The sequence below is a fragment of the Bradyrhizobium altum genome (genome assembly GCF_020889705.1).
Classification (GTDB): Bacteria; Pseudomonadota; Alphaproteobacteria; order Rhizobiales; family Xanthobacteraceae; genus Bradyrhizobium; species Bradyrhizobium altum.
Genome location: NZ_JACMYP010000067.1, coordinates 1 through 19,643, shown reverse-complemented (window position 1 = coordinate 19,643; position 19,643 = coordinate 1). Strand labels below are relative to the sequence as shown.

At 58.4% G+C, this 19,643-nt stretch carries 21 protein-coding genes and 2 pseudogenes; 10 read left to right on the top strand and 13 right to left on the bottom strand.

All coding sequences use genetic code 11. The annotated features are described in order from the left end of the window. Positions 1-192: 192 nt before the first annotated feature. Positions 193-372: pseudogene (locus H8B02_RS18355) on the bottom strand (FAD-dependent oxidoreductase); the annotation flags it as partial. A 715-nt stretch (positions 373-1,087) separates the two neighbouring features. Then, a complete protein-coding gene (panD, locus tag H8B02_RS18350; RefSeq protein ID WP_229167521.1) occupies positions 1,088-1,441 on the bottom strand; it encodes an aspartate 1-decarboxylase in 354 nt (117 codons plus the stop codon). A gap of 288 nt (positions 1,442-1,729) precedes the next feature. On the opposite strand from panD, the gene H8B02_RS18345 reads away from it, so the two are divergent. The 4 genes from H8B02_RS18345 (at position 1,730) to H8B02_RS18330 (ending at position 4,878) form a co-directional block, all read left to right on the top strand. After that, positions 1,730-2,089: a Dabb family protein gene (locus tag H8B02_RS18345; protein WP_229167520.1), complete on the top strand. Its 360-nt coding sequence runs from the start codon at positions 1,730-1,732 to the stop codon at positions 2,087-2,089. 121 nt (positions 2,090-2,210) lie between these two features. After that, positions 2,211-3,605 (top strand): aminodeoxychorismate synthase component I, encoded by a 1,395-nt coding sequence (pabB, locus tag H8B02_RS18340; protein WP_229167519.1) that lies wholly within the window; start codon positions 2,211-2,213, stop codon positions 3,603-3,605. Continuing rightward, on the top strand, positions 3,602-4,186 hold the full coding sequence (locus H8B02_RS18335) for an anthranilate synthase component II (RefSeq protein ID WP_229167518.1): 585 nt from the start codon (positions 3,602-3,604) through the stop codon (positions 4,184-4,186). The genes pabB and H8B02_RS18335 overlap by 4 nt, the downstream gene beginning before the upstream one ends. Positions 4,187-4,659: 473 nt before the next feature. After that, the gene (locus tag H8B02_RS18330) at positions 4,660-4,878 is read left to right on the top strand and encodes a hypothetical protein (protein ID WP_229167517.1); all 219 of its coding nucleotides are present in this window, start codon (positions 4,660-4,662) and stop codon (positions 4,876-4,878) included. 235 nt (positions 4,879-5,113) lie between these two features. Here the strand turns inward: H8B02_RS18330 and H8B02_RS18325 are convergent, their stop codons facing one another. The 6 genes from H8B02_RS18325 to H8B02_RS18300 all read right to left on the bottom strand — a co-directional run bounded on the left by H8B02_RS18325 (position 5,114) and on the right by H8B02_RS18300 (position 9,131). After that, positions 5,114-5,680 carry a hypothetical protein gene (locus H8B02_RS18325; RefSeq protein WP_229167516.1) on the bottom strand — a complete coding sequence of 189 codons (567 nt, stop codon included), beginning with the start codon at positions 5,678-5,680 and terminating at the stop codon, positions 5,114-5,116. Between the two features lie 3 nt (positions 5,681-5,683). After that, entirely contained in the window at positions 5,684-6,481 is a 798-nt protein-coding gene (locus tag H8B02_RS18320; protein ID WP_229167515.1) for a hypothetical protein, read from the bottom strand. Continuing rightward, the gene (locus tag H8B02_RS18315; protein WP_229167514.1) at positions 6,478-7,206 is read right to left on the bottom strand and encodes a hypothetical protein; all 729 of its coding nucleotides are present in this window, start codon (positions 7,204-7,206) and stop codon (positions 6,478-6,480) included. The genes H8B02_RS18320 and H8B02_RS18315 overlap by 4 nt, the downstream gene beginning before the upstream one ends. Before the next feature lie 814 nt (positions 7,207-8,020). After that, the gene (locus H8B02_RS18310) at positions 8,021-8,287 is read right to left on the bottom strand and encodes a hypothetical protein (RefSeq protein ID WP_229167513.1); all 267 of its coding nucleotides are present in this window, start codon (positions 8,285-8,287) and stop codon (positions 8,021-8,023) included. 135 nt (positions 8,288-8,422) lie between these two features. Then, positions 8,423-8,803, bottom strand: coding sequence for a hypothetical protein (locus H8B02_RS18305; protein ID WP_229167512.1), 381 nt, complete (start codon positions 8,801-8,803; stop codon positions 8,423-8,425). A 4-nt stretch (positions 8,804-8,807) separates the two neighbouring features. Further along, positions 8,808-9,131, bottom strand: coding sequence for a helix-turn-helix domain-containing protein (locus tag H8B02_RS18300; RefSeq protein WP_229167511.1), 324 nt, complete (start codon positions 9,129-9,131; stop codon positions 8,808-8,810). 813 nt (positions 9,132-9,944) lie between these two features. On the opposite strand from H8B02_RS18300, the gene H8B02_RS18295 reads away from it, so the two are divergent. From H8B02_RS18295 to H8B02_RS18280, 4 genes are read left to right on the top strand one after another with little or no spacing between them, the layout of a single operon-like run. After that, positions 9,945-10,682, top strand: coding sequence for a hypothetical protein (locus tag H8B02_RS18295; protein ID WP_229167510.1), 738 nt, complete (start codon positions 9,945-9,947; stop codon positions 10,680-10,682). A gap of 12 nt (positions 10,683-10,694) precedes the next feature. Further along, positions 10,695-11,123, top strand: coding sequence for a DUF5681 domain-containing protein (locus H8B02_RS18290; RefSeq protein ID WP_376711676.1), 429 nt, complete (start codon positions 10,695-10,697; stop codon positions 11,121-11,123). Between the two features lie 41 nt (positions 11,124-11,164). Beyond that, entirely contained in the window at positions 11,165-11,488 is a 324-nt protein-coding gene (locus H8B02_RS18285; protein ID WP_229167508.1) for a hypothetical protein, read from the top strand. Next, positions 11,485-11,766, top strand: a complete 282-nt coding sequence (locus tag H8B02_RS18280; protein ID WP_229167507.1) for a hypothetical protein — start codon at positions 11,485-11,487, stop codon at positions 11,764-11,766. The genes H8B02_RS18285 and H8B02_RS18280 overlap by 4 nt, the downstream gene beginning before the upstream one ends. A gap of 270 nt (positions 11,767-12,036) precedes the next feature. Here H8B02_RS18280 and H8B02_RS18275 read toward each other — a convergent pair whose 3' ends face one another. After that, on the bottom strand, positions 12,037-13,203 hold the full coding sequence (locus tag H8B02_RS18275) for a tyrosine-type recombinase/integrase (protein WP_229167506.1): 1,167 nt from the start codon (positions 13,201-13,203) through the stop codon (positions 12,037-12,039). 189 nt (positions 13,204-13,392) lie between these two features. Between H8B02_RS18275 and H8B02_RS18270 the strand changes: the two genes are divergently transcribed. Beyond that, positions 13,393-13,992: a hypothetical protein gene (locus H8B02_RS18270; protein ID WP_229167505.1), complete on the top strand. Its 600-nt coding sequence runs from the start codon at positions 13,393-13,395 to the stop codon at positions 13,990-13,992. Here H8B02_RS18270 and H8B02_RS18265 read toward each other — a convergent pair. Continuing rightward, entirely contained in the window at positions 13,967-15,736 is a 1,770-nt protein-coding gene (locus tag H8B02_RS18265) for a DNA methyltransferase (RefSeq protein WP_229167504.1), read from the bottom strand. The two genes, H8B02_RS18270 and H8B02_RS18265, sit on opposite strands and share 26 nt — an antisense overlap. A gap of 355 nt (positions 15,737-16,091) precedes the next feature. On the opposite strand from H8B02_RS18265, the gene H8B02_RS18260 reads away from it, so the two are divergent. Then, complete coding sequence (locus H8B02_RS18260) at positions 16,092-16,268, top strand: hypothetical protein (protein WP_229167503.1); 177 nt, start codon at positions 16,092-16,094, stop codon at positions 16,266-16,268. A 177-nt stretch (positions 16,269-16,445) separates the two neighbouring features. On the opposite strand, the gene H8B02_RS18255 is transcribed toward H8B02_RS18260, so the two are convergent. From H8B02_RS18255 to H8B02_RS18245, 3 genes and pseudogenes are all read right to left on the bottom strand, one after another. Beyond that, the gene (locus tag H8B02_RS18255) at positions 16,446-16,655 is read right to left on the bottom strand and encodes a hypothetical protein (protein WP_229167502.1); all 210 of its coding nucleotides are present in this window, start codon (positions 16,653-16,655) and stop codon (positions 16,446-16,448) included. Beyond that, the gene (locus H8B02_RS18250) at positions 16,648-16,893 is read right to left on the bottom strand and encodes a hypothetical protein (protein WP_229167501.1); all 246 of its coding nucleotides are present in this window, start codon (positions 16,891-16,893) and stop codon (positions 16,648-16,650) included. The genes H8B02_RS18255 and H8B02_RS18250 overlap by 8 nt, the downstream gene beginning before the upstream one ends. A 698-nt stretch (positions 16,894-17,591) precedes the next feature. Beyond that, positions 17,592-19,643: pseudogene (locus H8B02_RS18245) on the bottom strand (hypothetical protein); the annotation flags it as partial.

Genomic DNA, 19,643 nt, shown 5'->3' with positions numbered 1-19,643 from the left:
TTCCCAACGCGACCCGTGATGGACAACGCGACAGCTCTGCCATTGCTACGTTTCAGACGACAATGAGGGCGCCCGCTGTGCCGACGACAGATAATTTCGCTCTCCGTGCCTATTCGGCTAATCCGGCTGGCGATTTGACCGAGTGGGCCAGCATGAGACCGGCGGCTATGCAAGCGATTACGTTGCGGTCCCAATATCCGCGAGTTGCGGAAACAACCTGCGCAAGGATCGGATCGCCCACGCTTTGTGAACCGCTGTACCGGGCCCCCTGGGAGCGCCGATACTGCCAAAACGACCTGTGCGGTCGAAGCGAAATGACCTGAGCATCTGCTTTGTATCCCAGGCTCCCTGCCGTTCGGGCAAGATCGATGCTCTGTTGCGCTCTGCAAGCGGCCGGATGTCGAACTTAATATGTTGGACGATGGAAGTTTGCCGCGCATGCCATCGCGCCATCCCTGAGTGCGTTTCATGCGTTGTGACAGATTGAGATTGTTGTCGACGCACAAATATTGTTCGGATCGGACCAAGGAATTTACGTGCGGCAGGATGTATCCAAACAGATGAAAAAACGGTACGCGTCGAGCGACCACTGTACGGCTTCTCTGGCCGGAAACATCGATCGCCCCCTATCGGCCGCCACAGTTTCGCGTTTCGACTTGTGCGCACGATTATTTGTGGAGGCGCCGAGCGGGCTGGGCCGACTTTCGCTTCATCGATCACGATAATCTTGCCAAAGAACAACCGCCGTCTCTTCCCAAAAGAAGAGGGCAGCTACCGCTTCGAGACTGTCGTGCTCCCCGCTAGCTGCGCAGGAGCCCCGCCCCGTCGCCCCGACCGCCTTCCGCCCTCGAGTAGCCAAGATGGCCGTCTTCATACGCGCTGCGCTTGCTGGCGCGAAATCACCATTCGAAGCACCATCAGCCCTGTCCGCGGCCTGAAGCAGCGCAGCCGGTGGTGTCATTCGAAAAGGTACACGGCGGCTTACGTACTCGGTCACGTTGGTCGGCTCGATTAAGCTCATTGTTTCCGCTGTATCGAGCAGGAGTCCATGGCCTGTCGAATGCCAAATGATTCGACCCTTTCGCTTTCAGGCCGCCAAGATGCGATTTTCCGCATCAACCAGCACGATGCGCGGCTTGAATGCATTGGCTTCCATCTCGTCAAAAGAGGCATATGCAACGATGATCACTTTGTCCCCGGTCATCGCGAGTCGCGCGGCCGCGCCATTTAGACCTATTGTGCCCGATCCTTCCGGAGCCTCGATCACATAAGTGGCGAACCGCGCTCCGGTTTCGATATTGTAGATTTCGACGCGTTCGTTGATCAAGAAACCCGCCGCATCCAGCAACCTACGATCTATCGATATCGAGCCTTCATAGTGCAGATCGGCCTGGGTCACCGAGGCGCGATGGATTTTTCCCTTCATCAATGTGACCTGCATGGATCGTCTATCCTGAAGTGTTCACGGTGCACGTGCTGCGCTGTTTGACCGAGCGAGGTTGCGGACCTGACGTCGTGCCGGGCCGGCCAATCGCGTTGCGTCGACTTACGATCACGGTTTGTCAAAAGCAAGTTGCCCACGAAGATCGAATTCGCGTCGGCCCAAAACACGGCGTCTGGACGTTCGCCGATCGTGCCCTTTCTTCGGCTGTCGAAGCCAACCGGCATTGCCTCGAGCTAGATCCCGATATAGAAGGCAGCCAACTTGCGCGTTAGATTTACGGCCACCATGATCCGTCACATCGTCTTCTTCACAGCCAAGGAAAAGGCCGATATCGACCAAATCATTGAAGGTCTGTCGGTTCTTACCTCTATCCCAAGTGCACGCCGGCTCGAGATTGCCCGCAACGGCAAGGGCGATCAGCTGGGCAACGACATCGATGTCGTGGTGTATGGTGAATTCGACAGCGAGGCGGATCTCGCTGCGTACAAAACGCACGATTTGTATCGAGAAGCGATCCGGCGCGTACGGCCACTCCGGGAGCTGCGGTTTGCGGCTGACTACGAGCTGTCAACAAATGTGTATTTCGCCGGAACCGCAGGCCTAAGCCAAGTTGCTCGGCGCAGCCGACCATCCAGCCGCAAGTAGCCTGATGATCGAACTCACGGTCTTGTACGCATCGGACGGAAGGAGCGTTTGTTCCAAGACGGCATCACGATCGGAGCGGGCCTCGCAACCTGCTGGTCGTCGGCAACCGATAGCTTAGCCCATGAATGTCCGCGAGTTGCCGTGGATTGATCCTGTCAACGCGCTGCGATGCCTTGCGAAGCGGCCACACCTTACCTTTCTCGATAGCGCGACACGCCATGAGCTGCTTGGGCGTTACTCATATCTGGCCTGCGAGCCGTTCAGCACCTATTTGGTTGCCAATGGACAAGCAAGTTGGAATGGAGAGGCACTTATAGGCGATCCATGGAAAGTCCTCCGCGACCTTCTTGCCAGATACAAAGAAGCGCATCGCCCCGATCTTCCCCCGTTCCAGGGCGGCGCAGCCGGCTTCCTTGCTTACGATCTGAACCGAACGCTCGAGCGGCTGCCGGCGCCCTCAATTCCCGGTCTCCGGTTGCCCCAATCAATCCTGCATTTTTACGATGTGGTGGTCAGCTTCGATCACCGGGACCACAGGTGCTGGATCGTCTCGACCGGATGGCCGGAGCGGGACCTCACTCGACGAGCCGAGCGCGCGCGTCGTCGCGCCGACGAGTTTGCAGCACTGCTTGCCAGGCCAAGATCGCCGCGGATCATAATCCCCGGCACGGCGGGCACATGGCATTCGAACTATAGCCGTGAACGCTTCATCGCAGCGGTCCAGCGCGTCGTCGGTTTGATCTTGGAGGGAGATATATTCCAGGCGAACATCGCGCAACGCTTCAGTGCCAGGGTTTCGCCCCTGTTCGATCCGCTCACCTTTTATTGCCAGCTCCGGTCATTGAACCCGGCACCATTCGCGGCTCTCTTGCGCTACGAGAGGCTGACTATCGCATCGAGCTCGCCCGAGCGATTTCTGAAACTTGACGGGCGGCGGGTCGAAACGCGCCCGATCAAAGGCACGATCGCGCGTTGCGCCGATTCCGCGGATGATGGACGCCGCGCCGAACTCCTTCTGGCGTCCGAGAAGGATCGTGCCGAAAACATCATGATCGTCGACCTGCTGCGCAACGATCTGTCACGCGTTTGTACCGACAATTCGGTCGAGGTTACCGCACTGTGCAACCTGGAATCCTATGCGTCAGTGCATCATCTCGTCTCGGTTGTCAGGGGCGCGCTTGCTGCGGACCAAGACGCCGTCAGTCTGCTTCGCGCCTGCTTTCCGGGCGGCTCCGTTACCGGCGTTCCAAAGGTGCGAGCAATGGAGATCGTTGCGGACATCGAGGGAGTGGCGCGAGAGGTCTATTGCGGGGCAATCGGCTTCATTGGATTCAATGGACAGATGGACACAAACATTGCGATCCGCACCGTGGTGATCGACGACGACCTGGCCGTCTTTCATGCAGGGGGTGGAATAACGGCGATGTCGGATCCTGAAGCCGAGTATGAGGAGACGCTTGCCAAGGCACAGCGGCTCTTCGACGCCTTTGGTGTCGATCTATCTGGTGTATTTTGATTTTGATCATCGACAATTACGACTCCTTCGTGTTCAATATTGCGCGCTATTTCCGCGAGCTCGGTGAAGAGACGCAAGTCGTCCGGAATGACGCGATCAGCTTCACCGACCTCACTGCGCTCCAGACGCGTGCAATCGTGATCTCTCCCGGCCCCTGCACGCCAATGGAGGCCGGCATATCCACTGCCGTCGTCCGCGAACTTTCGGGTCGCGTTCCAATTCTTGGCATCTGTCTTGGGCACCAATGTATTGGGAGCGTTTTCGGCGGTCGCGTGGCGCGGGCACGTTGCCCCATGCACGGCCGAGCCTCACGCATAACGCATGACGGCCGAGGGTTGTTCGAACAACTCCCGTCTCCGCTTTCCGTTGGACGCTATCATTCTCTGGCAGTCGAACTCGATGAGACGGACGCGCAGTATCTCGTGGTGACAGCCCGTTCGAATGAAGGTGAGATCATGGCTTTGGCACATCGGCATCAACCAACTTATGGCCTACAGTTCCACCCGGAGTCGGTACTTACTCAACAAGGTCACGTGTTGCTCATGAATTTCTTGCGATTGGCGGACAGTTTCCGAGCCTGAGCTCGGCGATTTCTCGCGCACCCGCGCTGCCTGGCTCGCGAACGGATGGCAAGCTGCCCACTTGAGAAGCTGGCTCGGTACAATGTCGCACGAACGGCGCTGACCTGTTGAAGGTGTAACGAGAGAGCGCGAAAGAGCTCAATTTGTACGCGGCGTACGCAACTTTTACTTTTAGTGCAGGCTCAATTGAACTACTTGAAGCCAGTACTGCGTAGCCCTGTTCGCATCATCTCCATTCGATGAGTAGGCGGATCATCCTCTAGCCTCGTCACGAAAAATGCTAATTCGAGATCCGCCAAGAGATTTGGCGGTGCCTTGCGGTAGTCTCGCTGCCGCTGCCCTAACGGGCGTTTCCTCCCTTGACTTCGCCGCCGGTCCTATAGGATCGGCGGCCTCTTTCGGTGTCAGCTCAACGCTCTCATGATTGAAGAGTCATAGATCAAATCTGCACTCGATCGACGCGGCGCCGGACATTGGCAACGGGCGTGATGGGGCTGGAAGATTTTATGCAACACAGAGGCGTGCAATTCAGCATTCAAGAAGCGTTGCCAGGCCAATGGCGCTACAGTTTCAAGATCGATGGCAAGACGATCAGCGGCAAGACCCAAACGAGATTGCAGCTTCTTGCGGTCCGTCGAGTCAAGGATCGCGTTAATCGTGAACTGAATCGCAGCGCGGAAAGTGAGAGTTGATGTTGGAGTGGACACTTGTCCCCGGGGCCGAGCTCGACGGGACGCGAAGCCATTCAACGCGCAAGAGTATCGTGGGTTCGAATCCCACCCCTTCCGCCACCCTCATTATGTATCTTATTGAATCCATTTAAGATTACGGCAATCGGATAACTCTGCCCTAGCAGATGCCCTAGCAGATGCGAGAGCCTCTGCGAGACGGCCAGCGAACGAGCAGCATAGAAAGACCGCGCTTGCCTCAGGTTGGTCGGATTTTGTGGAAGAGCGTCAACAGCGCAGCTTTGCCCCGCTCTAAGGCGGTTTTTTCTGGCTCGTTTTCGAGATTGGCTTCAGGCAAGAGGTTGATCTGATCTGGATGGATCGCGTTGAACTTCTTGCTCAACTCCAAAATGAATCGATCTCGTTCGGCAGTTTTCTCGGCAGGCACATTACCAGTGAACGTCAAATCCGAATGCGCCTGATCACCGCCGTCTATCGGGGTGTAATGGATGCCGAGCACGAGGTTTTCGATTGTCTGTCCAGTGAGCTGCTCTTTCGGAAACATCAGGCCGTAGAATGTTCTGTTGATCCTTTTGCAGTATTCGATGCAGTTTGCACCGACGTCTTCAATCGACCCAGCAAGGGAACGCAAACGGCCTGACGTCTCAGCATTCCAAGGACGGTTCTTTTCAGCCGGAGGCGGATTCAAGAACTTGCCTTGAAAGGCAGCGTGCTGGATACGTCCTTTCGTGATGTGGTCTTTACTTGTGAGGATGCGATACCAGATATCGCCCTCCGGCGCCGGGTCCCCGTCCGCGAGCGCCATTCACTAAGAGCTCAACTGCTGAAAAATCTTCTGGAGAGTCTCTTCCGTGCGATCGGAAAAGCCCTCGTGCGTAACACGGTCGAACTCTCCGTTCCGGAGCGACCAATAGGCGCGCCATTGCTCACCTGGACCGATGTCGAGGAAAAGGCGGTCAAGCTTATGGTTCAAATCTTCTGGAACCCATTCCAGCGCAATCGATCCGTCACCAGCCGGGGCCGCGTCTGGCTTCCCAAGCGTAGTCGGCAGGATCTTCATCAACTTCCGCGCATATGCGAGTGTCTGAGGCGTAATCGCTTCCGCCTCCTGACCGTCCCAATTTGCTGAATGAAATTCTTCATATCCTTGCAGCGGCGTATTGGCCTGAGCCGGACCGCCGTAAAACAACATCGCAGGCTTTGGAATTTCAGAAACGATCACGCTGTTGCAAATGATTGAAAAGAAGTGCCCGCTCGCCGCCTTATTCATTTCGCCATGCCACAACAGCACCTGATCATTATCAGGGCCTTGGAATAGACAGGCTTGCCCAAGGAGCAAATTGTCACTGGTCAAACCGTGGACTGGCAAGAAGTGATCGACGTCGATCGGGGTATATTGGACGACACAATTTTTAGGTGTGTTGAACGTGCCGTAGCCAAACGCGGCAATCGTCGTCAGGTTGCTGTTCGGGAGATAGGCGTCGGGTTTCGTCCAGTTGGGCCCATTCGCTCCTGCGGCGACGACAGTCATCGATTCGCCGGCACGCAAAATTGCGCCCGGAGGTGGGGTGGTGTCGTTGGTTCGGAAACTGCGTGCGCGGGTCACAGAACTTCGCCTAATATGGCATTTTCCAACGCAAGGTCGGCCAGCTCCTTATATATGGGAGCCAATAACGCCGCGTCAAATGCGGTGACATGCTTGACATCAGTATTATGATCCAGCTCAAGCCGCAGCGCATGCGTGATAGTGTCGGCAAATGCCGTAGGATTAACTGCATCTGGGGTGAAAACCTGCAGTTGAATTTGGACCACCGACCAATTAGATATCCGATTCAATCTCAGCGTGCTATCGGTCTTGCTGGCGACGGGCCAATTAATACGAAAGTTGAGGTCCTGCAATTTTTCAGCTGGATGCTTGATCGACTTCACCAGCGACGTCAAAGCCTTGTAGGCGTCGAGCCGTTCTGGGAATGGAAGCAATAACATCGGGGCGAACCCCACTCTGGCGACCGGGAACGACATCGCCTCGAGGAGTGGGATCGTCTTCTCCAAAAAGGAATACATAGTGCCCGGCCAGGCTCCCACTGAAGGGACCGCTGACGGCTCCTGCACGCCCGGGGCCAGGACACAGTCACAGCGATTTCCGTATGCTCCAAGGGAAAGCTGACCGCCCATCAGGTTCGACACGAAAATGTGGCGACCGCCCCCTTTTTGTTCTTGCCCTGCCTCGTCCTGACCTGTGAGCTGCTTCCAATCTTCGCCGGTAATGCTGGCGGCCCCGGTTGAGAAGACCGTTAGTCGCAGACTTTCGCAAATCCAATCAAATGACATCAACCATCCTCAGTGGGCCAACCAACGGTAGCACCGACCGATTAAGGAAAATAGCGGGGGCCAACCCCAAATCGAGCCATTCTGTACGGGGCTCAGGAGGGCACCAAAAGCTTTCCCCTATACGTCCGAGCGGTCCCCGGTGCGCCGCTCCGTTGGCGCTGGGAGAAACCCATTTCGGGAGCAGCCTGAGCCGGCTTTCGGGTACCCCGCGCTAGGGCAGCTGTTAGGGCGCTGTCACCCATCAAATGAGATTGCATATTGCTTTCAGAACGGTGGGCCCCCGACGGGGCGGAGAAGAGATCCGACAAAGCGGCTGTATGCCACCTCGTCTTCCCCACTCGGCCTTCGGCCTCGCCGCGCATACTCTCTGAGGAAAAAACCATAGACCGCGAGCACTACTGCACCCTTTCCGCCTACAGTCTGAGGCCGAAGGCCACGGACTGTAGCTCCTGACGAGGGAGAGGACCCAAAGCAAAGGCCCCGCGTACTAACTTCCCTTCGGACTCTCTGGGAGCCCGCACGGCGTTGTCCCCGCCATGTCCGCCCGCGAAATTTGGGCTCTCTTCGAGAGCGCCTCCGTGGTTGAGACGATTTTTTCGGCTCGCCTCGCAGATCGATCGGTTCAGGTTGTCATCCCGCTGACGATGTCGATCTGCCTAACAACCGCTTCCCGGTGTTGCCGGGACTCCTGATAGGCCGCGGGAAGGAATGGGCTCACCTGAACCCGCGAATTGTTGCTTTTCCGATCGATCGCAGATCGTGTAGCGCACCGGCGGCGCTGCCGCTTTGAGGTGCGGCGCCTTGCGGTCATTCATCAGCGGCGTGATGCCGGCGACGAGATCATGGCCGATCTCGACTCGTCGCTATTCTCGCGACGGCCGGCCGTGGTTCGTTGATTGCAGCGGGAGCCACCGAGCAGACCCACAATCGCGGAGCCACGGCCGACCAAACGCGGTGGTTCGATCAGCGCGCGAGCGCCGGAGTCGAGCGATTCAAAACGCTCTGGATTTCGCTGCTGATGCTGGTGACGTTTTCGACGTGCATAGTCATTTTCGACGACTCCGTTTTTGTTGACGGACATCGTCGGCGCGAGACTTGATTTCTAGCTGATGCTGAATCATATTGCTCGCCGCTGACGCGATGCCCCTAGTCATGGTTCGTTTCAGTTCTAGCCCGCACAGTTCACAGGCTGTGCGGGCTTCTTCTATTTCCGCCGCTATCGGCGCGGCTGGCTTTGTCTCCAATTCAAGAATTGCTGTGCCGCCTCAGAGATCACAGACGTGGCCGGCTTGCGCTCGACCATCGGCGGGGCGATGGGTTTTTTCCGCTTGCCTAGAGGCGGCCGGGGCTCACCACGGCGGTACGAGTAATGCGGCAGGCCGGTCAGGATCGACGCGGCGGCCGGATCGACGTTGCCGCAGCGGGATCGGACGAGATCGAACAACATTGCGCGACTGCGGATAGCATGCAGGCCCCGCCATGCTCCTCCGTTTCGTTGCTCGATCGACCACGCCGCACACTTCCATGCGCCGCTATCGTGGAGAAGAGTCACGCGCCAATCCCCGTTGAGCTGCGCGACAAGATTGCTGTCGGTCACGATTTCACTCGGCTGCGACTAAGCGGCGCTTGGGCTCGTAGCGCGGCAATTCCCCCAGCCAGCGCAGAAGATCTTCCCGCAGTATCAGGGTCTTTTTGCCGAGTTTGCGCGCGCGCAGAGCGCCTGAATCGACTGCCTTGTAAAGCGAGTTGCGCCCCACCCTCGCAATCAAACAAGCTTCGTCGATCGTGTACGCTAGCGGCTCTACCTGCTCCGGCGCTAGCGGAGCGAGCTGTCGCGATACAAAGGGCCTCTCTTCGCCGCGCTTGCGCGCGTGCCGCCGCGATGTGACTGGCTTTTTCGTGGACGGTTGAACGCCGCGCGGCATGGCTAGTAAGTCTCCATTGGGGCGCTCGGCCGACCAAGCCACACGCGCCGTGGTTCGCTACTTTTTCGCGAAACCGAGACCCCAATGGAAAGTCGGGAGCGGAAGTCGCGCGTACCCCGTTGGTCACGGGGAAATTTCAACCGTGATCAGTCGACAACGGTGTCCACGCGTCAATCTGAATTTTACACGTACAGACTCGTGCTTGGTTGTACGAATCCCGTTGCTGAAAAATCAAAAGCTTAGCGTCACATCGTGAGATTCTGATGCGCTATCACTTTCTGTTGAAAACTCTGGCCGTCTTGTCTTCGGCCAGCGTTCACGTCGTGCAAGAGCAATGGGTCGCCCTCCTTGCCGGCAATAGCAATCGCGCTCACGGATGCTGGGGCAGCTGTTAGGACAGTGTCGAGCGCGAAGCGACGATCAACGTAAAAACACTGTGGGTACGCGCCTTGTGTGGCGGACAGCATTTCCGCCTCGCAGTTGGGACAGTGGCCCGCTGCGGTGTTGGTTAGGCAACGCAGCGGGCCATGCGATCGACGGCGCGTACATCCGGCGCCGATCTCTCGACTCAAAAGATCGCCCGCCGGTTTGGGACGGCGGGCGATCCAACAGAGAGGACTGCGGTCACGATCAGCAACGATCTTGGAAGACCGAAAACATGATCGCACGATCTCGAAGCGCGCGCAACGATGCCGCTGCACAGGGTAACAAGCGAAGTAGAAGTCGCGCGAGATCGCAGCATGCGATAGATTCAAATCAGCAGGGACCGATCAGCCGTCATCAACAACACTTCAACCTCCAGAGAGACTGAAAATGTCAGACGAAAAGAGCGAACTCGATTTCGAAAAATTGCTGGCCGCGCTCAATGCGCTCGGAACTGCATTCTCCGATCACAGCGAAAAAGTCGACGCGCGAATCTCGGCGATCGAAGAACGCTGCGATACTCTGCTCCAGTCGCGAGACGTGGGCGGCCGGATGGACGGAGGCGATGATCGTGTGATGGCTGAAAGGGTCGCGGCCGACAGCATTGATGCTGCCGCATTCTCGGCGTTGGCGGCGCGCGTAGGGCAAATTCACGACCGCATGTATCGCAAGACGGACGTGGACAAGCTCGCAGAAACGCAAGCGCGTTGCGATGCCGTGTGTAGGACCCTCGGCAGTCCCGCGGAGCCGCCCATGGCTGGCGAGCACCATGTCGACTATGCCATCAGGCTGCACAGACAGCTGCAACGGTACTCTCCGAAATGGAAGTCCGTCGACCTCCGCTCTCTGGCGAACGATCACCAAGTTCTGGAAAATGCATTTGGTGCGATCCGCGCGGACGCGCTGCAGGCCGGTCTCAACCCGCCCGATCTGAAGCCGTTCGAACATCGCATGATCACCGAGAATATGCCCACCGGCCATATCATGCGCCGCTTCGTCGGCAACGGCACCATTTACGCCCAAATGGCTCGAAGACCGATGCGCGTGCGCTCCTTCGGCGGCGACGATCGGTATGGCAGGTCCGGTGGCGGCGCGATCTTCGCGCACGGCGCGCCCGGCCCCGCGTAACACCAAAGCGGAATGGCCTTGCGTAAAAACGCGAAAAGAACGCGGGGGCGTCCGTTCGCCCCCGGCAATGCAGGCCGCCCGAAAGGTGCACGGAACAAGACGACGGTTATGGCTGAGGCGTTGCTCAGCCAGGACATCGAGTCCGTGATCGGCAAGGTCGTTTCAAAAGCGAAGCGCGGAGATATGCAGGCGGCCCGATTGATCTTGGACCGTATCATGCCGCCGAGCCGGGGCGGCGCCGTGCGGTTTCCGTTACCGAAGCTGGAAACGCCGGCCGATGTCGTTAGCGCGCTGGCGACCGTCACAAAGGCGATGGCGGCGGGTCAGCTCTCGCCGGCTGAGGCCGTAGAGGTTGCCGGCGTAGTCGAAATGCAGCGGCGCGCGATCGAAACGCAGGAGTTGGAAACCAGACTCCATGCACTGGAGGGTCGATTTAAATGACTAGCGAACTTATCCGCCGTCTTGAGGCATTGGAGCGCCGCATGAATGCGGAGAGCCCCTCAGGCTCGTTGCCGCCCGGTGGGCCGCTCCGCGTCGTGATCTTTCACGGCGGGCTGCCTCCGGGCGAACCGCTCTTCGCCGCAGCCGGCGCTCACGAGTGGCTGAGATTGCCAGACGAGACCCTCGATGATTTTGCCGATCGGGCTCGCGCGGGTGCGCGGGAGCTGAAAGAGCCGCTGCTGCTGATTGGCGGCCTGCCGGCGACGCAGGCGCAACAAGATCTAGCAATGGCCGCCTATGACGCGTGGCTACTCACCGACGATGGTGTGCCGCCCTGTGAGCCGTCGCGCGGGATGGCTCGATGACGGCCCCTTCGAGGAAGCGCCAGACAGCCGGGTGCGACGACCGGCCGCTTCACGGGTTCGGCGACGTCGGACCAGCAATCGCGGCGGCCGACTGGAAGCCGCGCGTCTGTGGAAACCCCGAGAAGCGCTTGGCTGCGGCCTTTGTCGCGATGGGACGAGATTACGGCGGACCGGTGTTCGCAGATATTCTGATGCACGTCGTGTTCACAGAACTGCAAGCCGCGCTTACGGCTCCGGCCGCTCACTCCGGCATCGAACAAAGTGCCGAGGCTGAGTAGGATTACCGCTATCCAACCGATCACCGCCCTAGGCGGCCATTGCGATGCTAGGGCCTGCGTTGGGGCACGTGCACCCATCGGGAAGAATTGTTGATTGATTCTACGACCTTAAGGTTCCGATCAGGCGGACGAAGCGTCCGCCCACCGCCACGCGCCGGCCTAGGTCCGTGACCGAACCAAGCAATGCAACAATGCAAAATCAGTCGCCGCAAAACAAATCGCGGGCTTTATCGAGATCATCGTTTTCAGCAACGAAATCTGCGAGCCGTGTCAACGCTTCGGCGTCGAGCCGAACATCGCCCAAGCTTCCATCAACTTGCGCCGCTTCTCGAATAGATCGCCGCGCCGATACGCGGCTTCGACCTTGCTTTCGATCACGTGGGCGAGCGCAGCCTCACAAACCTCTCTGCTGAAGTTCGTGCATTCGGAGGCCCAATCTCTGAACGAGCTGCGAAAGCCGTGCGGCGTCGCGTCTTTGATCTTCATGCGGCGAAGCATCATCTCCATAGCCAACCCGGACAGTGGCTTTTTCGCTTTCTGACCGGGGAAGACGTATTCGCAGAGTCGGACTTCGTGCAGCGTCTTCAAGATCGCTACTGCGCGCTTCGGCAGTGGTACCCGATGCTCTATGCCGCCCTTCATCCGCTGCGGCGGTACGGTCCACACGCCGCGATCGATATCGATTTCTTCCCAGCATGCGCCCAGCACCTCCCCTGTGCGAGCTGCGGTGAGGATCGCAAATTCGAGAGCGCTTGCCGCGACGGCTTCGCGAGACTTCAAGTCGTTCATGAATGCGGGTACATCCGCATAGGCCATCGCCGCGTGATGGCCGCGTGTCAGCTTGGACTGCTTTGGCAAAAGATGGTCCAGATGTCCGCGCCAGCGCGCCGGATTTTCGCCAGCCCGCAACCCTTGGGCCTTGGCGGCATCCAAGACCTTTTCGATCCGGCCGCGAAGGCGCGAGGCGGTCTCCGGCTTGCTCTGCCAGATTGGCTTCAGGACTTCGAGCACGTTATCGACGGTCACCTCCCCGACAGGTAGGCGCCGAAGGGGAGCGGCATAGTCTCGGAGGGTCATTGTCCACTGCGCAGCGTGCTTCTCGTTGCGCCAAGACGGCCGCATGACCTCGATTAACCGGTCAGCACATTCACCGAATGTGGATCCTCCTGCCGGCTTTCTGGCACCCTTTGGATTGACGCCCTCCGCAATGTGCGCACGCGCCTCGCCGGCAAGCTCCCGCGCGCGGGCGAGCGTTACGTCGCGTGCGGAGCCGAACCCCAGCTCCGTAGGCTTGCCGTGCCAGCGGTACAAGAACGTCCAACGCCGGCCGCCATTCGGCGAGATCGAAAGATAGAGGCCGCCGCCGTCAGCATGGCGACCGAATTCCTTGATCGTTGCCACCGATCTCGCGTTGAGCCTGTTGATTTTCCGAGCCATCGTTTTGCTCCCTGCCCTACTTCGTGCCCTAGCAATTGCGCGGGATTGTAGAGGAGGACAGCAAATAGCGAAAGACGAGCGTAACGAAAAACCCCTATGAAATGGGCACTTCTTTAAACAAAGAGGGACGCACAAAAACGTTGGTAATGGGTAGTACGAAGGACACCCCCTCCGCCACAGGGGAGCAGCATGGCAAAGTTCAGGGTTGGATATGCGGCCTACCCGGCCGCTCCACCTGATTTGGCGTCTGACATCGCCCGCGCTGTGAAGGCGGTTGAGAATTCACCGAAGGCTCGGATCACTGCTTGGCCCCAACTCGAAATTTTCGGGTCCGTGATTCCGAATGAAGTCAGAGCCGGTATCGAGACCGCAGATGTTTTGATCCGCGACGTCACCCGTCCAAATCTGAACGTCTACTACAAGATCGGCTACAGCATCGGTAAGCGCAAATCGATCGCACCGGTCGTCAATGTATCATTCAAAGGCGCAGCTGAAGACATCCAGAAGGATGGTCTCTTCGACACCGTTGGCTACCGTTCCTACGAGAACTCGGAGGGACTTACCGCGATACTATCCGAACTGCCCGAGCACGTCTTGCTGGACCTTTATGCAAAGCCCCTAAACTCGACTCAGCCGCTGTACTTCCTGAATGCATACCGAAAGACGAATTTCGTAGCAGCGATCTGGCCGACGCTCCTGGCAACGATGGGGCGCGCCGCTATTGAGACGACACATCAGAGCGCCCCGCCTTCCGGCGCCAGAGCTAAGCCGATCTGCGCCGGCGTTTGACTTTGGATCGCGGTTGCGGAGCTATCAAAAGAGGCTCGTCCATCGGGAGAGTTTCTTGGACTTTCGATTTCCCTCCCCGAATTGGATACTTGAAGCGGGGCGACTCCCTGACCTCCGCCGGGGTGGGACCGCGCTTGGGCTTCTTGCGATCTTCCGCTCTCGCGGCGACTGCAACTTGCACCGTGTTCAAATTGGTTATGATCCCCAAATTCGGTCCCGTAAGAAGGTCGGCGAGCGTAACGATTTGAATGCGAGGCCGTATGCCACCCGGCAGTTCTATGTTGCGACCTGTCGCAGCTTCGGTTCGCATCTCTTTCGATGGCTGATCGAGACAAACAAAGACGCCCATGTGCGCGCCTTCGCGCTCAACTGTCCCCTTTAATGCCCTGACCATATCCGGATTGACATTTTTTCCGGCCTTAACTGAGACGATCGCTCTGCCGTAATCCTTAGCGCCTCGCATAAAGATGATTTCACCATCAATGCCGCGATCAGCGCCCTTCCCGCGCGGTTGTCCACCAACTCTGCCCACCGCCCAAAGCTGGAACTGGTAGGGATCGAGCGCCGCCAATTTCCTACCAGACAGTTCGTCGCGAGGTATGCCGTCAACTTCGTACTCCGCATGTGGCAGCCACGTCTTGAAACGGTCTTGTATGACCTGAATGGCAAGGTACGTAACATCAATCCCGATCCACCCGCGGCCCATCTTTTCCGCTGCGTGAATCGCGGTACCGCACCCGCAAAACGGGTCTAGGATCAAGTCACCCTTTTTGCTTGATGTGGCTAGTATTCTTTCGAGAAGCTGCAGTGGCTTTTGTGTGGGGTAGTGAAGGCGCTCTTTAGCCTGCGAATTTATGGCGCTGATATCGCCCCAATCGTCACTCACCGTGACTCCCGGCATCGTGTCCAGGTATCGCTTAAATCTCGGGACGGCGCCGGGCCTAGGTTGAACTATCAGACCTTTGGATATCAGATCGCTCATTTTCTCACGCGAGTAGCGCCAATACCGCGTCACTCCCATCACCTCGTATGAGGGATTGCCCTTGGCGGCGCCACCCGGTCCAGTGATGTTATCGAGCTGATAGGCCCGGCCATCAGGGTCTTTAAGACCGTACTTCTTCGCAATGTATGCTTCATCGTATGCCGCGAACTGCTGAGTAAAGGTCGCTGCTGCGGTCGTGTCCTTCCGATAAACTAAGAGCACGTCGCGCACGCGGGGATAATGCGTCGCTCCCTGCGCATAATCTGATTTGGCTGTCGTCCTCTTCCAACTAATTTCGTTGATGTAACCCTGCCCCCCGAACACGCAGTCAAGGAGCATTTTTAGGTAGTGGCTGTTGCTCGGATCACAGTGCAAATAGAGCGTTGCGGTCGGCTTCATGACCCGACGCATTTCAAGCAACCTCGGAGCCATCATAGCGAGATATGCCATTACGTCGCCTTCCTGCAGAAAGGTCCGGCGAAGAGCGTCCAGAAGCATGAATGCATCGAGGCTCAGCGTCCGAGTGTGATCGAGAGCTCGTTCAGCGCCATTCTCCCAAGTCCACGTATCATCGAAGGCGGCGATTTGTGATGATGCATCCTCAGCCACCGGGGAGCGAAATAGAATGTTGTACGTGGCGTTGGAGTTAAAGGGCGGATCCAGATACACCAAGTCAACGGTGTTTGACTCGATCCGCTGCAACCAGTCTAGATTGTCACCAAAATACAGGCGATTGCCCGCAGTCCTATTCGACTTAGCCACGACAGAACCCCCGTCCTCACACGGGAGCGGATAGTCTGATACAACCGGTTGCACCCGGTTTAACCGTGGGTTGTCGCTCCAGCTATGTTTCGAGCGTGGTTAGCGCACCGTAAAGAAGCCTCGCGGCTCGAAAGGATCGACGAGCTCTCCGCAGGTCAGCGGCGGGATGCTAGGGCCGCCGGCTGGGCACGCGCGACTAGACAACAGAATCATTAATCGGATTCAGCAGCACGCGGCGCCAGAGCGGCCAGGCCATCTTTCGCGAGCTTGACTCCGCGCACAACTAGGAGTGGTTGAGCTGATCGGCGCCAGCCTCGTCATCGTCAGGGCTGCACGAACACAGAGGAAATGCATCATGGCCAGATATTTCGCGCTTCTCTTTGCTCTCTTGATTTCCTGTTGCGAAGCCTCCGCAGATGACGCTTTCGGGCACATCGTGACGCCGACTCGGATCCTGCCTGCTGTATGCAACGTGAAATATAGCGGAGCCGACCGAACCGGGCTCTACAATCTTGGCTTCACCGACCGGTGACATAGACTCCAAAACTGTGGGAGCGCTCGCGTCCGATATGCTTGTGGCCATGAAAAAGCTGACGGACAAGGTCCAGTAAAAGCACGAGGCCCCGGAGATGATCTGGGACCTCATCTACTCACCTGCTATGGAACCGGCACGGTTGGGCCGCGGTGCTTTGAACACCTGATGTCCAACTCATCCTGCTGCGAGCGCGAGGCTCGGGCCGCCGTAGGTTTCGAGCAGGCGCTTGGCGCGCCCTACGGTATTCTCCCTCTCGCGCATGGCCGCCAGCTCCTCGTCCAAGCGGTTGTAGAGGGGTGCGTACTGCGGACCATGCTGCACGACGACGTACGCAGCAATCGCGAGCGCGCGTTCGAGGCGTTCGATCGTTACCGGTTCACTCATGATGCAACTCCCCTGCTCGCTCGACCCGTTGCGCAGCATGAAAACGCTCTAGCTCTGACCAGTCATCCGCATCGCTTTCTGCAGCCGTGGCATCGACAAGTGCCCGAGAATAAGCCGCGCGGAATTCCGGCGACGTCGTATCGTTCGGCAACGGAGTGCGCGCGCCGTCGACGCGAAACGATAGCCGTCCATTTCGAGGATTGCGCTCGACATATCGCGGCAACGGCTTGGCACGCACCGAAGCTCTTCGCGCAACGCAACCAGCTAGATGAAGAGCGCAAACCCCAGTTCAGCGGGACGAATTGTAGCTCCACCATCATTAACTTTTCTCCCCTTCGTGTCCAAGCGACACTGCGGAGCACGGTGTTCGCGCTGCTCTTGCCATTCGCGCAAGAGTTGGTCTGCTTCTTGTTGTGATGCCATTGGTTGGTTCTCGCTGGCTGATCAAAGCCGCGCCCGTGGCAGACGGGGGTTGATCACGTGCGAGAACACGTCGAACGCTTTTGGGCTTACGCCTTGGACAGCGCGTTCGCCCCCGGCCTCATGGCCAATGATGTATACGGTCTCGCGTGGACGATCAAACCCACCAACAGCCTGACACGAATCGGGCGATCTGCAAAATTTCGACGTCCAACAAAAGCTCCCCAATCGAAGACGTCACGCTTGACCGACCGCTTTGCGCCTTGCGAACAGTGACCGGATGGCGGCGGCTCTCACCCGAAACGCGCATGTTGGGCGCAGAAAAATCTGATCCTCCTGCAATGTGGCCGTGTAGTTCACGCCGCCGACAGGGATTTTGTCTCCGGCTGAGACGCGCTCGGCAGCAGGTTGTGCGAGCTATCCCTTGCATGAAGTCTTCCGACGCCCATTGGGGGCCGTGCTGGAAGTCCAGGGGAGGTACATTGATAGATTCAGCAGCGGGCCCGGCTCGTAAGCCTACTGATCTGCCGGGCCTGAGCTAGATGCCCCCAACTGCGCCGGTTCATCATCCAGTAGTCGCCGAAGCTCCCCCGGTTCAAAAGTGAGCTGTTCTGGATCGAAATCCGGACCGACGGAAAATGATGGAGCGGGTTGATTATTCTGCCCTCCCTGAATGCCCTGGCGAAGCTCCTGTTCCAGTCGGAGAAGCCCCTCTGGATCGACGGAGGCTGGCGCAGGGATGGCTTGATCATCCAGATGATCGAGCACTCGCCGAAGCTCCCCCGGAGACATCTCTGGGCCGAACGCGACGTGCTCTTGAACGAAAACCGACGGGGCGGGTTGATCATCCTGCAGTCCCCGAATCTCCTCGGGCCGACTGCCGGCTTCCTGCCACGCGCTGTCCTGCGCAACGGCCTTGTCGACGCGCCTCGGCTCGATCAGTACCGCGTCTTCACGATGGCGGGCTACATGATCCACTTCGAAGGGCGCCGGTTCATCATCCAGTAGTCGCCGAAGCGCCCCCGGTTCAAAAGTGAACTGTTCTGGATCGAAATCCGGACCGACGGAAAACGATGGAGCGGGTTGATTATTCTGCCCTCCCTGAATGCCCCGGCGAAGCTCCTGTTCCAGTCGGAGAAGCTCCTCTGGATCGACGGAGGCCGGAGAAGCCATAGATTGATCATCCAGATGATCGAGCACTCGCCGAAGCTTCCCCGGAGACATCTGCTCTGGGTCGAACGCGACGTGCTCTTGGACGAAAACCGACGGAGCGGGTTGATCATCCTGCAGTCCCCGAATCTCCTCGGGCCGACTGCTACTCCAATCAAAGTTGGACGGCACCTGCAGCGACCACGTGGAAGCTGACCCGGCAGGTTCCTGCCGTCCAACTTTTTCTGCCTCCTGCGCTTGCTCAGGGGAGGCGTGCCCGGACCACGGTGGGCGGTCTTCCACCATCGCCCAAAGCAGATCCCGATTGTAGCCTTCCGCAGGAAGGACCACTGGCGAACCAACAGCGCCGACATCCGTCGTGACTGGATGCGGCGCCCGAGTGTATTCGTCCCCGCGCGCCTGAATCATGGGCTGCGCCTCCGATGGCGATGCACCGAGTTGTTGGATGGGAGCCTGCATCAGCACGCGGCCGCCTGAACGTTCGATCTCGCTCAGCTGCCGCTCAATGGCACCTTGCGGATTGTCTAAGGTCCTCTGCCTCTTCGCTAGTCTCGCCTCCGGTTCGTAATGCTCATCGTTGATGAGGACCTCCTCGCCTGGCAGTGCACCCATCAGCTCGTCCGGGGCCTGCTGGTGGGCGTGGGGCCAGTTCAAGGGATGAGAGGATTCTCCGGGGTCCGGTGACCAGTGATGGCGCGCGGTTGGCTCGAGAGGCAACGAGGGGTCAGCTTCGTCCGCCAGCGCCCAAAGCAGATCCTGATCGTAACCCACCGCAGGAAGGACCACTGGCGAACTGACAGCTCCCTCCGACGCGCTGTCCTGCGCAGCGGCGTCCCCGACGCGCCCCGGCTCCATGAGGACCGCTTCTTCGGGATCAGGAACGGGGGGAACATGGCGCCTGAATTCGATCGCTTGGGCGGCCGCCGGCGACTTTCGCAGATGAGCCAGCGCGGCACGGATCTTTGCGTTGCTACCGGGCTCCTCCTGATAGCGCTTGATATCTTCATCCAACGATGGATCGGAAAGCCGAGCAGCAATGCTCTGCTTGTTGTTTTTAAGCAGGTGGTCACTGAAGCCGGTGAGAATGGGTGCATAGTTCCTGGCAGTAGGTTGGGACTCTGCTGCTTTGTACTCTTCGATGAGGTCCGCGTCCTCCGGATAAGGATTCAGGTTGGCGTGGCGTGCGCTCAGTGCGACCCCGCCCGCAGACTGGGAGGCCCGGAGATGAGCTAGTGCCGTAACGACCTGTCGCTCGCCTCCGCTTTTTCTGAACGCCTCGGCATCTTTGTCCAGCGACTTGTTGTCAAGCCGAGCAGCAATTCCCGGCTTGTTGTTTGCAAAGAGCCACTGGCTCAATTTGCGAAGATAACCTCCATTGGCCTGGGCAGTGGCCTTATG

Coding starts and splice junctions, on each gene's coding strand:
- panD (WP_229167521.1), bottom strand. CDS start 1,441: ATGCAGGTCACATTGATGAAGGGAAAAATCCATCGCGCCTCGGTGACC.
- H8B02_RS18345 (WP_229167520.1), top strand. CDS start 1,730: ATGATCCGTCACATCGTCTTCTTCACAGCCAAGGAAAAGGCCGATATC.
- pabB (WP_229167519.1), top strand. CDS start 2,211: ATGAATGTCCGCGAGTTGCCGTGGATTGATCCTGTCAACGCGCTGCGA.
- H8B02_RS18325 (WP_229167516.1), bottom strand. CDS start 5,680: ATGGCGCTCGCGGACGGGGACCCGGCGCCGGAGGGCGATATCTGGTAT.
- H8B02_RS18315 (WP_229167514.1), bottom strand. CDS start 7,206: ATGTCATTTGATTGGATTTGCGAAAGTCTGCGACTAACGGTCTTCTCA.
- H8B02_RS18310 (WP_229167513.1), bottom strand. CDS start 8,287: ATGTCCGTCAACAAAAACGGAGTCGTCGAAAATGACTATGCACGTCGA.
- H8B02_RS18300 (WP_229167511.1), bottom strand. CDS start 9,131: ATGCCGCGCGGCGTTCAACCGTCCACGAAAAAGCCAGTCACATCGCGG.
- H8B02_RS18295 (WP_229167510.1), top strand. CDS start 9,945: ATGTCAGACGAAAAGAGCGAACTCGATTTCGAAAAATTGCTGGCCGCG.
- H8B02_RS18290 (WP_376711676.1), top strand. CDS start 10,695: ATGGCCTTGCGTAAAAACGCGAAAAGAACGCGGGGGCGTCCGTTCGCC.
- H8B02_RS18285 (WP_229167508.1), top strand. CDS start 11,165: ATGAATGCGGAGAGCCCCTCAGGCTCGTTGCCGCCCGGTGGGCCGCTC.
- H8B02_RS18280 (WP_229167507.1), top strand. CDS start 11,485: ATGACGGCCCCTTCGAGGAAGCGCCAGACAGCCGGGTGCGACGACCGG.
- H8B02_RS18275 (WP_229167506.1), bottom strand. CDS start 13,203: ATGGCTCGGAAAATCAACAGGCTCAACGCGAGATCGGTGGCAACGATC.
- H8B02_RS18270 (WP_229167505.1), top strand. CDS start 13,393: ATGGCAAAGTTCAGGGTTGGATATGCGGCCTACCCGGCCGCTCCACCT.
- H8B02_RS18260 (WP_229167503.1), top strand. CDS start 16,092: ATGGCCAGATATTTCGCGCTTCTCTTTGCTCTCTTGATTTCCTGTTGC.
- H8B02_RS18255 (WP_229167502.1), bottom strand. CDS start 16,655: ATGAGTGAACCGGTAACGATCGAACGCCTCGAACGCGCGCTCGCGATT.